Source organism: Streptomyces sp. NPDC040718, assembly GCF_055593565.1.
In genome coordinates, this window is the sequence record NZ_JBVIXO010000021.1 from 36,569 (window position 1) to 52,304 (window position 15,736).

9 protein-coding genes, 1 pseudogene and 1 riboswitch are annotated in these 15,736 nt (G+C 73.1%); of the genes and pseudogenes, 3 read left to right on the plus strand and 7 right to left on the minus strand.

Annotation, left to right across the window (positions count from 1 at the left end; all coding sequences use genetic code 11):
* Positions 1 to 29: 29 nt before the first annotated feature.
* From ACZ597_RS33070 to ACZ597_RS33080, 3 genes are read right to left on the minus strand one after another with little or no spacing between them, the layout of a single operon-like run.
* Complete coding sequence (locus ACZ597_RS33070) at positions 30 to 1,550, minus strand: precorrin-2 C(20)-methyltransferase (protein WP_471338617.1); 1,521 nt, start codon at positions 1,548 to 1,550, stop codon at positions 30 to 32.
* A complete protein-coding gene (locus tag ACZ597_RS33075) occupies positions 1,547 to 2,194 on the minus strand; it encodes a precorrin-8X methylmutase (protein ID WP_401255352.1) in 648 nt (215 codons plus the stop codon). The genes ACZ597_RS33070 and ACZ597_RS33075 overlap by 4 nt, the downstream gene beginning before the upstream one ends.
* A 4-nt stretch (positions 2,195 to 2,198) precedes the next feature.
* Positions 2,199 to 3,458, minus strand: coding sequence for a cobalamin biosynthesis protein CobG (locus tag ACZ597_RS33080; protein ID WP_471338619.1), 1,260 nt, complete (start codon positions 3,456 to 3,458; stop codon positions 2,199 to 2,201).
* A gap of 377 nt (positions 3,459 to 3,835) precedes the next feature.
* A riboswitch (cobalamin riboswitch) is annotated at positions 3,836 to 3,935 on the plus strand.
* A 53-nt stretch (positions 3,936 to 3,988) separates the two neighbouring features.
* Between ACZ597_RS33080 and cobN the strand changes: the two genes are divergently transcribed.
* The 3 genes from cobN to ACZ597_RS33095 all read left to right on the plus strand — a co-directional run bounded on the left by cobN (position 3,989) and on the right by ACZ597_RS33095 (position 10,429).
* A complete protein-coding gene (gene cobN, locus ACZ597_RS33085; RefSeq protein WP_471338621.1) occupies positions 3,989 to 7,612 on the plus strand; it encodes a cobaltochelatase subunit CobN in 3,624 nt (1,207 codons plus the stop codon).
* Between the two features lie 16 nt (positions 7,613 to 7,628).
* On the plus strand, positions 7,629 to 8,018 hold the full coding sequence (locus ACZ597_RS33090; RefSeq protein WP_471338623.1) for a hemerythrin domain-containing protein: 390 nt from the start codon (positions 7,629 to 7,631) through the stop codon (positions 8,016 to 8,018).
* A gap of 68 nt (positions 8,019 to 8,086) precedes the next feature.
* Positions 8,087 to 10,429 carry a terpene synthase family protein gene (locus ACZ597_RS33095; protein WP_471338625.1) on the plus strand — a complete coding sequence of 781 codons (2,343 nt, stop codon included), beginning with the start codon at positions 8,087 to 8,089 and terminating at the stop codon, positions 10,427 to 10,429.
* On the opposite strand, the pseudogene ACZ597_RS33100 reads toward ACZ597_RS33095, so the two are convergent.
* From ACZ597_RS33100 to ACZ597_RS33115, 4 genes and pseudogenes are all read right to left on the minus strand, one after another.
* A pseudogene (locus ACZ597_RS33100) lies at positions 10,360 to 11,535 on the minus strand (GNAT family N-acetyltransferase); the annotation flags it as partial. The gene ACZ597_RS33095 and the pseudogene ACZ597_RS33100 overlap by 70 nt on opposite strands.
* 115 nt (positions 11,536 to 11,650) lie before the next feature.
* Complete coding sequence (locus ACZ597_RS33105; RefSeq protein WP_471338627.1) at positions 11,651 to 12,916, minus strand: YncE family protein; 1,266 nt, start codon at positions 12,914 to 12,916, stop codon at positions 11,651 to 11,653.
* Between the two features lie 115 nt (positions 12,917 to 13,031).
* Positions 13,032 to 14,183, minus strand: a complete 1,152-nt coding sequence (locus ACZ597_RS33110) for an XdhC family protein (RefSeq protein ID WP_471338629.1) — start codon at positions 14,181 to 14,183, stop codon at positions 13,032 to 13,034.
* Between the two features lie 76 nt (positions 14,184 to 14,259).
* Positions 14,260 to 15,723 carry an NCS2 family permease gene (locus tag ACZ597_RS33115; RefSeq protein ID WP_471338631.1) on the minus strand — a complete coding sequence of 488 codons (1,464 nt, stop codon included), beginning with the start codon at positions 15,721 to 15,723 and terminating at the stop codon, positions 14,260 to 14,262.
* Between the last annotated feature and the right edge of the window lie 13 nt (positions 15,724 to 15,736).

Consider the following 15,736-nt stretch of genomic DNA (forward strand, 5'->3'; position numbering starts at 1 on the left):
CCGAGCCCCCTCCGCACCGCTCCGTCAGGTCACGGGTAGCGGCGCGGCGTCCACGTCACCCGCGAGCCGTCGGGCCGCTGCGTGACCTGGGTCTGAGAGGAGCCGATCAGCAGGATCGTGCGCATGTCGACCTCGGACGGCTCCAGTTCGGCCAGCGTCAGCACCCGCACCGACTGCTCCGGGCCGCCCACGTCCCGCGCCACGACCACCGGGGTCTGCGGCGGGCGCAGCTCCAGCAGCAGTTCCCGCGCCTTGGCGACCTGCCAGGTCCGGCTGCGCGAGCCCGGGTTGTACAGGGCGAGCACCAGGTCGGCGGCGGCGGCCGCGCGCAGCCGCTCCGCGATGACCTCCCACGGCTTGAGCCGGTCGGAGAGCGAGATGGTGGCGTAGTCGTGCCCCAGCGGGGCCCCGGCCGCGGCGGCCGCCGCGTTGGCGGCGGTGACGCCCGGCAGCACCCGTACGGGGACGTCCTCGTACGGGGCCTGCCCGGCCACCTCAAGGACGGCGGTGGCCATGGCGAACACGCCGGGGTCGCCGCCGGAGACGACCGCGACCCGCTTTCCGCGCCGGGCGAGGTCGAGGGCGAACTCGGCGCGCTCGGACTCCACCTTGTTGTCGGAGCCGTGCCGGACCTGGCCCGGCTTGACCGGCACCCGGTCCAGGTAGGTGGTGTAGCCGACGAGGACCTCGGCGTCGGCCAGCGCCCGCCTGGTCTCCGGGGTCAGCCACAGCGGCCCGGCGGGGCCGGTGCCGACGACCGCGACCTCGCCGGGGCCGGAGGGCACGCTGCCCGGGTTGCCGATGCGGCTCGGCACGACGGCGACGGCGAAGTACGGGACGCTGTCCGGGTCGGTGTCCGCCAGGATCCCGGTCCGCTCCCCCTCCATGGTGGCGCGCTCGACGTAGCGGGCCTCGGCGAGCCTGCCGCTGCCCTCCATGGCGCGCCGGACGGCGGGGAAGGTGCGGCCGAGCTTCATCACGACCGCCGAGTCGGTGGCGGCGAGGCGTGCGGTGAGCTCTTCCTCGGGCAGGGTGCCGGGCAGGATCGTCAGCACCTCCTCGCCCTCCACTAGCGGGGTGCCGAGCCGGGCGGCGGCGGCGCTCACGGAGGTGACGCCGGGGATCACCTCGGCCTCGTACCGGTCGGCGAGGCGCTTGTGCATGTGCATGTACGAGCCGTAGAAGAGCGGGTCGCCCTCCGCGAGCACCGCGACGGTGCGGCCGGCGTCCAGGTGCGCGGCCAGGCGGGCGGCGGAGGCCTCGTAGAACTCCTCCATCGCGCCCTGGTAGCCGCCGGGGTGGTCGGTGGTCTCGGTGGTGACCGGGTAGACCAGCGGTTCCTCGACGTGGTCGGAGCGCAGGTGCTTCGCGGCGATCGAGCGGGCGATGGAACGGCCGTGGCGGGCGCTGTGGTAGGCGACGACGTCCGCCTCGGCGATCACCTCGACGGCCCGCAGGGTCATCAGGGAGGGGTCGCCGGGCCCGAGCCCGACTCCGTACAGCTTGCCCTTCACCGCGTCGTCCTCCCGCGGGTCCTGACGGTCGCTCATTCTTCCTCGCTCGCGATCGCGTTGATCGCGGCGGCCGCGATGGCGCTGCCGCCGCGCCGGCCCCGCACGATCAGGTGGTCGAGGCCCGAGGGGTGGGCGGCGAGGGCGTCCTTGGACTCGGCGGCGCCGATGAAGCCCACGGGCACGCCGATGACGGCGGCGGGGCGCGGCGCGCCCTCCTCGATCATCTCCAGCAGCCGGAACAGGGCGGTCGGCGCGTTGCCGACGGCGATCACGGAGTTCTCCAACAGGCCGCGGTCGCGCCAGACTTCGAGGGCGGCGGCGCTGCGGGTGGTGCCCATCTTCGCGGCGAGGGCGGGCACGGCCGGGTCGGAGAGGGTGCAGACCACCTCGTTGTCTGCGGGCAGCCGCTTGCGGGTGACGCCGCTGGCGACCATCTGTACGTCGCACAGGATCGGCGCGCCGGCGTGCAGGGCGGCGCGGGCCCGCAGGACGACGTCGGGGGTGTAGCCGAGGTCCTGGGGGAGGTCGGTCATGCCACAGGCGTGAATCATGCGCACCGCGACCTGGGCGACCGAGGCGGGCAGCCCGGAGAGGTCCGCCTCGGCGCGGATCGTGGCAAAGGACTGGCGGTAGATCGCGGCGCCGTCCTTCTCGTACTCGAACACGGTGTACTCGCTCATTTCTTCACTGCGATGCGGGTGTTGTGGTGGTGCGTGCGGCCGTGAGGACGGCCGCCAGGTCTGCGGACGGGACGGGCCGCCCGTCGAGTTCGTACCCGTCCGGGGTGGCGACCAGGTCCACCCAGGCGGTGCCGCGCGGATGGCCGCACCGGCGGGCGCAACCGGACCAGTGCACGGGCAGCCCGCCCGTGGCACCCGTGTCCTCTACGACGGCCCGCGCGTCGGCGCGCACGTCAGCGAGGGACTTGGCGCAGCCGGGCTTGCCGGTACAGGCGGTGACGGACTGCCAGGGTCCGCCGGGCCCGGTCACCAGGCCGGCCGCCGCCAGCAGGGCGGGGCCTTCGACGGGGCCGCCGTCGCCCGCGCCGGGCAGGACGACACTGCGCCACGGGGTCACGCGCAGCCCAAAGCCGCAGGCGTCGGCGACCTCGGCCAGCACCCGCCACTGAGCGGAGCCGAGCCGGCCGAGCGGGGGCAGCACGCACAGCGCGCCTCCGTGCACCCCGGGCCGGGGCGGCTCCGCGTACGGCCACGCCACCTCGGGCAGGCGGACTGCGCCGAGCCCGGCGGCGGCCAGCCGCAGGGCGAACTCCCCGTCGTCCAGGGCGTGTCCGTCGGGCAGTTCGGCGACCCGCCAGGCCCGGGTGCCGGCCGTGTCGGCGGCGTCGAGGAAGTACTCGGCGGCCACCAGCGCCGCCCGGGGCGCGTCGGCCGCGGCCACCTCGACGGCTCCGGCCCCGGCGCCGAGCCGCACCAGCACCCGGTCACCGCCGCCGAGCACGGTCACGTCGGGGTCGAGGGCGGCGACGTCCCCGCGCCCGTCGTCGAGGGCGAACAGGAAGCGCCCGGACAGGCCCGTCGCCCGGGCGCTGCCGCACAGCAGCCGGTCCAGCTCCCGGACCCGGTGCACGACATGGCGCCCGCCCAGAGGGGAGGCCACGACGTTGCGCACCCGCTCGTGGCCGGGCGCGGGCAGCAGCCCGGCACCGTCGAGCAGCTCCGCGAGGCCGGTGCCGCAGCCGTCGGCGAGACCGCGCAGCTGGACGTTGCCGCGCGAGGTGAGTTCCAGGTGCCCGTCCCCGAACCGGTCCGCGGCGAGCCCGAGCACGGACGCCTGCGCGGCGGTCAGCAGCCCGCCGGGGATCCGGACGCGCGCCAGGTACCCGTCGTCGGCGGCATGCAGCCGCAGCGCGCCGGGGCAGGCGTCACCGCGGTCCCGTATGGCGGGTTCGTCCCGCGATGCGGCGGAGGGGGGCTGGGGCATGGCCGCGAGCATACCCACGATTCCCCACCCCCGACCTGTGTCCGTCGCCACCCCGCCCCAGCCCGGCCCAACGGGCCCCACCCAGCCCCGCACCCCACGCCGGCCCCGCACCCCGGACCGGCCGCCGGCCCCCACCGGCCCCCACCCAGCCCCGCTCCCCAAGCCGGCCCACCGGGCCCCACCAGCCCCGCCGGCGTTTGGGGCGCGGGGGTGCGGGGGCAGAGCCCCCGGCAAGGCGCGGCACCCGCCCCCGCCCGCACCACTCGGCCGCGGCGCCCCATCCCACCCCGCCCGGCGGAGCCACCCCGCCCACCCCCACTCCCGGCCAGGGAAAAGGCCGCCTAAGATGACCTTCCGACGGGCCGTTCGGCCCGTCATCGCCGAGGACGGCGACATGGGAGGAAGCCCGGTGCGATTCCGGCGCGGTCCCGCCACTGTGAACCCCGCGGAGCGATCGGCCGGGTGAGTCAGGAACTCCCGCTGTCCTCACTGCCCGGGGCGCGGAAACCCCGAGGAAGGCCTGCCGCCGCATGATCCTGCTGCTGTCGACGTCCGACACCGATCTGCTCAGCGCCCGCGCCGCGAACGTCGCCGGCGGCCCCGTGCCGTACCGGTTCGCGAACCCCTCCCGTCTGCCCCTCGACGACCTGCCCGGCCTGCTCGACGGGGTCGGGCTGGTCGTCGTACGCCTCCTCGGCGGCCTCCGCGCCTGGCAGGAGGGCCTCGACGTGCTCCTCGCCGCCGGCCAGACCCGCCCGGTGGTCGTGCTGACCGGCGAACAGGCCCCCGACGCGCAGCTGATGGAGGCCTCCACGGTCCCGATCGGCATCGCCGCCGAGGCGCACCGCTACCTCGCGCACGGCGGCCCCGCCAACCTCGACCAGCTGGCCCGCTTCCTCTCCGACACCGTGCTGCTCACCGGCCACGGTTTCGAGCCCGCCGCCGCCTCCCCCACCTGGGGCGCCCTGGAGCGCACCCCCGGGCAGGCCTCCGGCCCCCGGGTCGCGGTGCTCTACTACCGCGCGCACCAGATGAGCGGCAACACCGCCTTCGTGCACGCCCTCTGCGACGCCATCGAGGCCAAGGGCGGGCAGCCCGTCCCCCTCTACGTCTCCTCGCTGCGCACCCCGGAGCCGGAGCTGCTCCAGGCCCTGTCCTCCGTCGACGCGATCATCACCACGGTGCTCGCCGCCGGCGGCACCCGTCCCGCCACCGCCTCCGCCGGCGGGGACGACGAGTCCTGGGACGCGGGCGCGCTGGCCGGGCTGGGCGTGCCGATCCTCCAGGCGCTGTGCCTGACGGGGTCGCGCGGCGACTGGGAGGAGAACGACGAGGGCCTGTCGCCGCTCGACGCCGCCACCCAGGTCGCCGTCCCCGAGTTCGACGGCCGTCTGATCACCGTCCCGTTCTCCTTCAAGGAGATCGACGAGGACGGCCTGCCCGCGTACGTGGCCGACGCCGAGCGGGCCGCCCGCGTCGCCGGCATCGCGGTGCGCCACGCCCGGCTGCGCCACATCGAGCGTGCGGACAAGAAGATCGCCCTCGTCCTGTCCGCATACCCCACCAAGCACTCCCGCATCGGCAACGCCGTCGGCCTGGACACCCCGGCCAGCGCCGTCGAGCTGCTGCGCACCCTCATCTCCGAGGGCTACGACTTCGGCCCCGAGGCCGAGATCCCCGGCCTGGTCTCCGGCGACGGCGACGAGCTGATCCGCGCCCTGATCGAGGCCGGCGGCCACGACCAGGACTGGCTGACCGAGGAGCAGCTGGCCCGCAACCCCGTCCGCATCCCGGCCGCCGACTACCGGCGCTGGTTCGCCGAGCTGCCCGCCGAGCTGCGCGAGCAGGTCGAGGAGCACTGGGGCGAGGCCCCGGGCAACATGTTCGTGGACCGCTCCTCGAACCCGGACGGCGACATCGTCCTCGCGGCCCTGCGCCGCGGGAACCTGCTGATCCTCATCCAGCCGCCGCGCGGCTTCGGCGAGAACCCGATCGCGATCTACCACGACCCGGACCTGCCGCCCTCGCACCACTACCTGGCGGCGTACCGGTGGATCCAGGCGGCGGCCGAGGACGGCGGCTTCGGCGCCGACGCGATGATCCATCTCGGCAAGCACGGCAACCTGGAGTGGCTGCCGGGCAAGAACGCCGGCCTCTCCGCGTCCTGCGCCCCGGACGCCGCGCTCGGCGACCTCCCGCTGGTCTACCCGTTCCTGGTGAACGACCCGGGCGAGGGCACGCAGGCCAAGCGCCGCGTGCACGCCACCCTGGTCGACCACCTGGTGCCGCCGATGGCCCGCGCCGAGTCGTACGGCGACATCGCGCGCCTGGAGCAGCACCTGGACGAGTACGCCCAGATCAGCTCCATGGACCCGTCGAAGCTCCCGGCGATCCGCGCGCAGATCTGGACGCTGATCCAGGCGGCGAAGCTGGACCACGACCTGGGTCTCGAAGAGCGCCCGGACGACGACGGCTTCGACGACTTCCTGCTGCACGTCGACGGCTGGCTGTGCGAGGTCAAGGACGCCCAGATCCGCGACGGCCTGCACGTCCTCGGCGGCGCCCCGACCGGTGAGGGCCGGGTCAACCTGGTCCTCTCCATCCTGCGGGCCCGTCAGATCTGGGGCGGTACGGCGGCCCTGCCCGGCCTGCGCGAGGCCCTCGGCCTCGACGAGTCGGCGGCGACCCGCACCTCCGCGGACGCCGTCGAGGAGACGGCCCGCGCGCTGGTCCAGGCGATGGAGGACGCGGACTGGTCCCCGGACGCGGTCGCCGCGGTCTCGGCGGGCCACCCGCAGGCCGTGTCGGACGTCCTCGCCTTCGCGGCGGACGAGGTCGTCCCCCGCCTGGCCGGCACCACGGACGAGATCGCCCACGTCGTCCGGGCCCTGGACGGCGGGTTCGTCCCGGCCGGCCCGTCGGGCTCCCCGCTGCGCGGCCTGGTCAACGTCCTCCCGACGGGCCGCAACTTCTACTCGGTGGACCCGAAGGCCGTGCCCTCCCGCCTGGCGTGGGAGACGGGCCAGGCCCTCGCGGACTCGCTCCTGACCCGCTACCGCGCCGACCACGACGGCGAGTGGCCGGCCTCGGTGGGCCTGTCCCTGTGGGGCACGAGCGCGATGCGCACGGCCGGCGACGACGTGGCGGAAGCCCTCGCCCTGCTGGGTGTCCGCCCCGTCTGGGACGAGGCCTCGCGCCGCGTCACGGGCGTCGAGGCGATCCCCCCGGCCGAGCTCGGCCGCCCCCGCATCGACGTGACGCTCCGCATCTCGGGCTTCTTCCGCGACGCGTTCCCGCACGTCATCGGCCTGCTGGACGACGCGGTCCGGCTGGCGGCCTCGCTGGACGAGCCCGCGGAGTCGAACTTCGTCCGCGCGCACGCCCAGGCGGACCTGGCGGCGCACGGTGACGAGCGCAAGGCCACCACCCGTATCTTCGGTTCGCGCCCCGGCACGTACGGGGCGGGCATCCTCCAGCTGATCGACTCCCGCGACTGGCGTACGGACGCCGATCTGGCGGAGGTCTACACGGTCTGGGGCGGCTACGCGTACGGCCGCGGCCTGGAGGGCCGTCCGGCGCGCGCCGAGATGGAGACGGCGTACAAGCGCATCACCGTCGCCGCGAAGAACACGGACACCCGCGAGCACGACATCGCCGACTCCGACGACTACTTCCAGTACCACGGCGGCATGGTGGCCACCGTCCGCGCGCTGCGCGGCACGGCCCCCGAGGCGTACATCGGGGACTCCACCCGCCCGGAGACGGTCAAGACCCGCACCCTGGTCGAGGAGACCTCCCGCGTCTTCCGCGCCCGCGTGGTCAACCCGAAGTGGATCGAGGCGATGCGCCGCCACGGCTACAAGGGCGCCTTCGAACTGGCGGCGACCGTCGACTACCTCTTCGGCTACGACGCCACCACGGGCGTGGTCGCGGACTGGATGTACGACAAGCTCACCGAGACGTACGTCCTCGACCCGGCCAACCGCGCCTTCCTGGAGGAGGCCAACCCCTGGGCCCTCCACGGCATCGCGGAGCGCCTCCTGGAGGCCGAGTCCCGCGGCATGTGGGAGAAGCCGGACCCGCAGGTCCTCGAATCCCTGCGCCAGGTCTACCTGGACACGGAGGGCAACCTGGAAGGCGAAGCCGACCGGTAACCCCACACCGGCTGGCATGTGCCACTACTGCGGCTGCCGCCGGATCCCCCTGATCAAGGGGTTCACCGCCGGGCACGAGACGGTGGCGAACGCGGCGGGCGACGCCCTCCGCGCCCTGGACGCTCGCGACCTCACCACCGCCCGCGCCCTGGTCAGCGCCATGCAGGCCGTGCTCCTCGCCCACTGGAAGGGCGAGGAGCACGGCCTGTTCGCCGTCATGTCGGCGGACCCGGCGTACGCGGACCACATCGACGCCCTCCCCGCCGAACACCGCGGCCTGGCGGCAGGCCCACCCCGGCACCCCCCTCCACCCGGCCGGCTGACCGCGCCGCCCCCGCACCGCACAGCAGTCCGACCGTCACCTGAAGCGGTGAACTCCCCCTTGTCCGGGCGACGCCGGGGGTAGGGCAGTGCTGATCTCGTGCTGGGGCCGGAGCGCCTGCCCCCGCACCTCGACGAAAGGCCGGCCCCGCAGTGACGCAGCCGTTCCGACTGCCGGAGTTCTACGTGCCGTACCCGGCGCGCCTCAACCCCCGCCTGGAGGAGGCGAGGGCCCACAGCAAGCGGTGGGCGCGCTCCTTCGGAATGCTGGAGGGGTCCGGTGTCTGGGAGGAGTCGGACCTCGACTCGCACGACTACGCGCTGCTGTGCTCGTACACGCACCCCGACTGCGACGGCGAAACACTGTCCCTGGTCACCGATTGGTACGTGTGGGTCTTCTTCTTCGACGACCACTTCCTGGAGATGTTCAAGCGCTCCCAGGACCGGGCCGGCGCCAAGGCCTACCTCGACCGGCTGCCCGCCTTCATGCCGATGGACCTGGCGGAAGGTTTCCCCGAGGCCACCAACCCCGTCGAGGCCGGACTCGCCGACCTGTGGGCGCGAACGGTCCCGGCCATGTCGGCGGACTGGCGGGAACGGTTCTCCCTCTCCACGAAGAACCTGCTCGACGAGTCCATGTGGGAGCTCGCCAACATCGGCATCGGGCGGGTCGCGAACCCCCTCGAATACATCGAGATGCGCCGCAAGGTCGGCGGCGCGCCCTGGTCGGCCGGCCTGGTCGAGTACGTGGCGGCCGAAGTCCCCGCCCGGGTGGCGCACTCACGGCCGCTGGGCGTCCTGCGCGACGCCTTCTCCGACGCCGTGCACATCAGGAACGACATCTTCTCCTACCAGCGCGAGGTGGAGGACGAGGGCGAACTCTCCAATGCCGTACTGGTGCTGGAGACCTTCCTCGGGTGCACCACCCAGCAGGCCGCCGAGATCTCCAACGACCTGATCACCTCCCGCCTCCAGCAGTTCGAGCAGACCGCGCTCACCGAACTCCCCCGCCTCTTCGCCGAACACGCCCTGACCCCCGCCGAGACCGCGGCCGTGCTCGCCTACACCAAGGGCCTCCAGGACTGGCAGTCGGGCGGCCACGAATGGCACATGGCCTCCAGCCGCTACATGAACGAGGGGGCCGCCGCCACCCGGCGGCCGACCCTGCCCTTCCTCCCCTCCGGGCCCGGCACCAGCGCCTTCGACCTGCGCTCCGCCTTCACCCGGCGCTCGATGGAACTGCGCCGCCGCTCCTTCGGCCACGTCCCCTTCGAGCGGACCGGGCCCTCCGTCATCCCCGACATCCGCATGCCCTACGAGCTGTCCCTCAGCCCGCACCTGGAGCACGCCCGCGAGGGGCTGGTGGAGTGGTGCCGCCGGATGGGGCTGCTGGACCCCCAGCCCGGAGACCCGGGCTCGGCCGTCTGGAACGAACAGAAGCTGCACGGGTACGACTTCGCGCTCTGCTCCGCAGGCATCGACCCCGACGCCACGGCAGAGGCACTGCTGCTCAACGCCTGCTGGCTGGGCTGGGGCACGTACGCGGACGACTACTACCCCCTGGTGTTCGGGCAGTCCGGGAACCTGGCCGCCGCCAAGGCCGCCACCGCACGGCTCATCGCACTGATGCCTCTGGACGGGGCGGCCGCGGTGGTCCCGGCCACCGTGATGGAACGTTCGCTCGCCGACCTGTGGGCACGCACCGCCCCGGGCCTGCCCCCGGCCGGCCGCGCCGAGTTCCGGGCGACCATGGTGAGCATGCTGGAGAGCTGGGTGTGGGAGGTGGAGAACCAGCTCCACCACCGCATCCCGGACCCGGTGGACTACGCCGAGATGCGCCGCCACACCTTCGGCTCCCAGATGACCATGTACATGTGCCGGCTCGGCCAGGACGGCCGGGGCGTCCCCGACGAGATCTACCGCTCGGGGACCATCCGGTCGCTGGAGAACGCGGCTGCCGACGCCGGGGCCCTCGTCAACGACATCTTCTCCTACCAGAAGGAGGTGGAGTTCGAGGGCGAGGTGCACAACCACGTGCTCGTCACCCGGAACTTCTTCGACATCGGCTACCCCGAGGCCCTGCACATCTGCCACTCCCTGCTGGAGCGGCGCATCGAGGAGTTCCAGCACATCGTCGCGAACCAGTTGCCCGTGCTCTACGACGACTGGGGACTGGACGCCGGGGCCCGCGCCGGGCTCGACGCGTACGTCGGCGAGCTCCAGGACTGGCTCGCCGGGGTCCTGCACTGGCACCGGATGACGGGCCGCTACCGCGAGGAGAACCTGCGCCGCCCGGGCGACGCCCTGTCGACCGCCGTTCTGGGCAGCGGCTTCGGCATGGCGGCGGCCCGAGTTCCGGGGGGTCAGAACTCGTCGGACGTGTGCGGCAGCGGGCCGGTGCGCAGCGCCGCGTCCAGGGCGGCCGCGGCGCCGGGGGTGTGCTCGACGACCAGCCCGGCGGCGACGAGCTCCTCGACCCGGGTCCCGCCGAGGTAGCAGGCGGCCAGCTCCCGTACGTCCAGGGACAGGTCGGGTTCCGCGCGGGCGGTCTCGTACGCCGCCCCGCCCGGCCCGGCCTTGAGCCGGAACCGTCCGGCGTTCGCGGGCAGCCGTACGTCGGCCAGTTCCAGTACGAGTTCCACGGGCGCGGCCCACGACCGCCCGGTCAGCGCCGCCCGTACGTCGACCAGCCGCAGCCACAGCGCCGGGTACTGGGCGGTGATCCTGACCTGGTCCCGGTCGGCGGCGAAGTGGAGCAGCGGGTCGTCCAGGGGGCGTCCCCACGCGGACACCTTGCCGGTCAGGTCGAGGGAGGCCAGGCACTGCCACAGCGCGGCGGCGACGGCCGGGGTCTCGGCCTCCAGTTCGTCGACGCGGACCAGGCCGGGGCCGCGGGCGGGCGGCGCCCCGTCGTCCTCGTGCTTCGTCCGGTAGAGGACGTAGCCCGCGACGGGTTCACCCGGCTCCCCGAGGGCGATGATCCTGGGCGGGCTCAGCTCCTCGTCCTCCTCGTCCTGTTCGCAGAGCCACTCCTCGGCCCAGCGCTCCGCGCTCCGGCTCGGCCTGCCGGCCCGGGTCCTGCGGGCGGCCTCGTGGAGGGGGGCGATGACGGTGAGGGCCTCGTCGGGTCCGACCAGCCGCAGCGGGCGCGGGTCGGGGTCGATGCGCAGGGCGAGCGGCCGGGTGGAGTCGATCTCGATGGTGGCGCCCTGGGTGGCGGGGCCGTAGCCGAAGCGGCCGTAGATGGCGGCTTCGGAGGCCCACAGGACGACGAGGGGGCTGCCGTCGGCCCCGGCGCGGCGCAGCTGTTCGTCCATGAGGGCGGTCAGGACGCCCCGGCGGCGGTGGGTGGGGGCGACGGAGACGAAGGTGAGGCCGGGGCCGGCGAGGTCGCCGCCGCCGGGGACGGAGAGGCGGAAGGGGTGGGCGGCCATGAAGCCGACCAGTGCGTCGCCGTCGTAGGCGCCCAGGCGGGTGCAGCGGGCGAGCAGCGAGTGGTGCCGTTCGCGTGTCTCCGGTTCCGGGCGGTCGTGGAAGACCAGGTAGGCGAGCTCCTGAGCGCGGTCGATGTCGGCTTCGGGTACCTCGCGGATGTCCACCATGATCGGGAGACTAATCGGTCATCGCGGACTGCTCACACCATATTGGCCGGATCTGCCCGTCCGGCCGGGCCCGTTGGCGGGTCCGGCCGGTTTCCGGGCTTGCCGTCAGCGGCCCTCAGCGGCCGGCGGGGCCGCTCCAGCCGGCCGGGACGTGACCGATTCGTACCCGCTGGGGGTGGTCGCCGACGGGGACGGAGACGCGTTTGGCGCCGGTGGCGAAGTCGATGGCGGTGACCTGGTCGGCGCCGCTCTCGGAGATGACGCAGGCGGTGCCGTCGCCGTTGACGGTGGCCCAGTAGGGCTTGGCGGCGGGGACGAGCGGCCCTTCGGCGAGGGTGGCGCGGTCGACGACGGTCGCGTAGTCGTCCATGGTGCCGGCGATGCAGAGCCTGCTCCCGTCGGGGCTCATGGACATGCCGTGGTGGCGGGAGTCGTTGACCCACTTGGTGCGGTCGGCGGGGGTGGCGGGGTTCTCGGGGAGGGTCTTGACGCGGGTGATGCGGTCGGAGGGCACGTCGTACTCGACGAATCCGTTGAAGAAGGAGACCTGGAAGTAGAGCTTCGACCCGTCGGGGCTGAAGGAGACCGGCCGTACGGCGTCGGAGAGGTCCTTGCGGCCGAAGGCGTCGAGGCGTTCGCGCATGTCGATGACGCGGACGGTGCGGAAGGTCTCGGTGTCGACGACGGTGATCTTCCGGTCGCCCTTCGTCCAGTCGAGCCAGGACGCGTCGAGGGCGGAGGTGACGTCGCCGATGGCACTGTTCCAGAGGTACCGGCCGCCGTCGGTGAAGGTGTTCTCGTGGGGTTTGTCGCCGGTGGCGAAGGATCCGGTCTGCCGGCCGGTGGCGATGTCGAGGACGTGGACGGTGTTCGCGGTGGATGCGGAGACGGCGACGCGGGTGCCGTCGGGCGAGACGGCCATGTGGTCGGAACGGTGGCCGGCGACCGGGAAGCGCCAGTTGATCCGGCCGGTGCGCAGGTCGATGGAGACGACGTCGGCGAAGCTGGGCCGGGACACCACGACGGCGGAGCCGTCGGGGGTGGTGTACATGTCGTCGACGAACTGGTCGTGGCCCTCGCCCGCCGTGGCCCGGATGCCGAGGAAGAAGCCGAGCTTGACGGGGTTGAGGTAGATCTCGCGGAGCCGCTCCTCCTTGTCGGGGACGACGTTGATCCGGCCGACGCGGGCGAGGTCGCCGGTGGAGGCGAGGACGTCGGCGGTGCCCTCCCAGTTGTTGCCGACGAAGAGCACCTCGCGCAGGCCGCCGTCCGGCGGGGTCGCCGCCCGGGAGGCGGGGCCGAGGGTGGCCGCGAGGCCTGCCAGCGCCAGGGCGCACGTCAGGCGGAGGGCGCGTGCTTTGGTGTGACCGGTTCGGGACATCCGCTCAACTCCGATACGGGGAAGCGCTGTTACCGGCCGGTAAAATAGGCGGGACGTGCAGAAGGCGCAACCCCCGGGAGGGCCGCGCCTTCGCTCGGTTACGGGGGCCGCCCCTTCAGGCGACCGAGCCGATCCTGCCGATCACCGTGTTCGAGGTGTCGTGGTGGATCGGGATGTGCGCACCGGTGAGGGCGGCGCCGCTGCCGCCGCGGCGGTTCGCGACGATCTCGGCGGCGATGGACAGCGCGGTCTCCTCCGGGGAGCGGGCGCCGAGGTCCAGGCCGATCGGGGAGCGCAGGCGGGCCAGTTCGAGCTCGGTCACGCCGACCTCGCGGAGCCTCTTGTTGCGGTCCTCGTGGGTGCGGCGGGAGCCCATGGCCCCGACGTAGGCGACGGGGAGCTTGAGGGCCGTTTCGAGGAGCGGGACGTCGAACTTGGCGTCGTGGGTGAGGACGCAGAGCACGGTCCGGCCGTCGACCCGGGCGGTCTCCAGGTAGCGGTGCGGCCAGTCGACCACGATCTCGTCGGCCTCGGGGAAACGCTTCTTCGTGGCGAACACGGGCCGGGCGTCGCACAGCGTCACGTGGTAGCCGAGGAACTTGCCGATCCGTACCAGGGCGGAGGCGAAGTCGATGGCACCGAAGACGATCATCCGCGGGGGCGGGACGCTGGACTCGACCAGGACCTTGAGCGGCTCTCCGCAGAGCCGGCCGTCGGCGCCGATCTCCAGCACGCCGGTCTTGCCGGCGTCGAGCATGGCGCGGGCCTCTTCGGCGATGGTGCGGTCCAGCTCGGGGTGGCCGCCGAAGCCGCCCTCGAAGGACCCGTCGGGTCCGACCACGAGGGCGCGGCCCGTCAGCTCGGCCGGGCCTTCGGCGATCCGGGCCACCGCGGCGGCCTCGCCCTGCGCGGCGGCACGCAGCGCGATGGCGAGCACCTCCCGCAGGGGGGAGCCCACGGGGACCGGGGTGACCAGGATGTCGATGATCCCGCCGCAGGTCAGGCCCACGGCGAAGGCATCGTCGTCGCTGTAGCCGAAGCGCTCCTGGACGGTCTCGCCGTCCTCGATCGCCTGCCGGCACAGCTCGTACACCGCGCCCTCCACGCATCCGCCGGAGACCGATCCGATGGCCGTGCCCTCGCCGTCGACGGCGAGCGCGGCTCCGGGCTGCCGGGGAGCGCTCCCGCCGACCGCCACCACGGTGGCGACGGCGAAGTCACGTCCCTGCTCGACCCACCGGTTCAGTTCTTCGGCGATGTCCAGCATGTGCGGCCTCCTCGGAGAGGTTTCGGATTCCAGTATCGGATGCGGGGAGGGTCAGGTGGTGCCCACGTGCCCTGCCTTACTTGACGCCGAGCCACGCCTCGATGGGGTGGAGGGCGAAGAAGACCAGGAAGACACCGGTCAGGACCCACATGAAGGCGCCGATCTCGCGGGCCTTGCCCTGCGCGACCTTGATGGCCACGTAGGAGATCACACCGGCGGCGACACCGGGGGTGATCGAGTAGGTGAAGGGCATGATCACCACGGTCAGGAAGACCGGGATGGCGGTCGCGGCGTCGGCCCAGTCCACGTGGCGGGCGTTCTGCATCATCATCGCGCCGATGATCACCAGGGCCGCGGAGGCGACCTCACCCGGGACGATCTGGGTGATCGGGGTGAAGAAGAGGCAGGCGGCGAAGAGCAGACCGCTGACGACGGAGGCGAGGCCCGTGCGGGCGCCCTCGCCGACGCCGGTCGCGGACTCGACGAAGACCGTCTGGCCGGAGCCGCCGGCGATGCCGCCGATGGCGCCACCGGCACCGTCGATGAACAGCGCCTTGGACAGGCCCGGCATGCGGCCCTTGTCGTCGGCCAGCTTGGCCTCGGTGCCGACGCCGATGATGGTGGCCATCGCGTCGAAGAAGCCCGCGAGCACCAGCGTGAAGACGATCATGCCGACCGTCATGACGCCGACGTCGCCCCAGCCGCCGAACTCGACCTTGCCGAAGAGCGAGAAGTCCGGCATCGAGATGGCGGAGCCGTCGAGGGTCGGCGGGCCGTTCTTCCAGGCCTTCGGGTCGATGTCCATGACGGCGTTCAGGATCGCCGCGAGGACGGTGCCGCCGACGATGCCGATCAGGATGGCGCCGGGGATCTTGCGGGCCTGGAGCATGAAGATGCCCAGCAGGGTGACGCAGAAGAGCAGGACCGGCCAGCCGGCGAGCTCGCCGACCGAACCGAGCTGGACCGGGGGTCCGAACTCGGGGCCCTTGCCGACGAAGCCGGCCTTCACGAGACCGATCAGGGCGACGAACATGCCGATGCCCATGGTGATCGCGTGCTTGAGCGCGAGCGGGATCGCGTTCATGATCATCTCGCGGAGGCCGGTGACGACCAGGAGACAGATCACGACGCCGTACATGACGCACATGCCCATGGCCTGCGGCCAGGTCATCTGCGGGGCGACCTGCGAGGCCAGGACGCCGGAGACGGACAGGCCGGCGGCGAGGACCAGCGGGACCTTGCCGATGAAGCCCATCAGGAGGGTGGTCAGGGCCGCCGCGAAGGCGGTGGCCGTGATCAGGGCCTTCTGGCTCATGGTGTCCCCGGCGACGTCCTTGCCGGAGAGGATCAGCGGGTTGAGCAGGAGGATGTACGCCATGGCCATGAAGGTCGTGACGCCGCCACGAACTTCATTGCCTACGTTGGATCCTCTGTGGGTGATGTGAAAGTAACGGTCGAGCCAAGAACGCCCGGCGGGGTTCAGAGAGCCGTCGCCGGCCTCTTCCGCGGTGGTCTTGGGCTCCACAGACGACTGGGTCATGGTGCCTAACTCC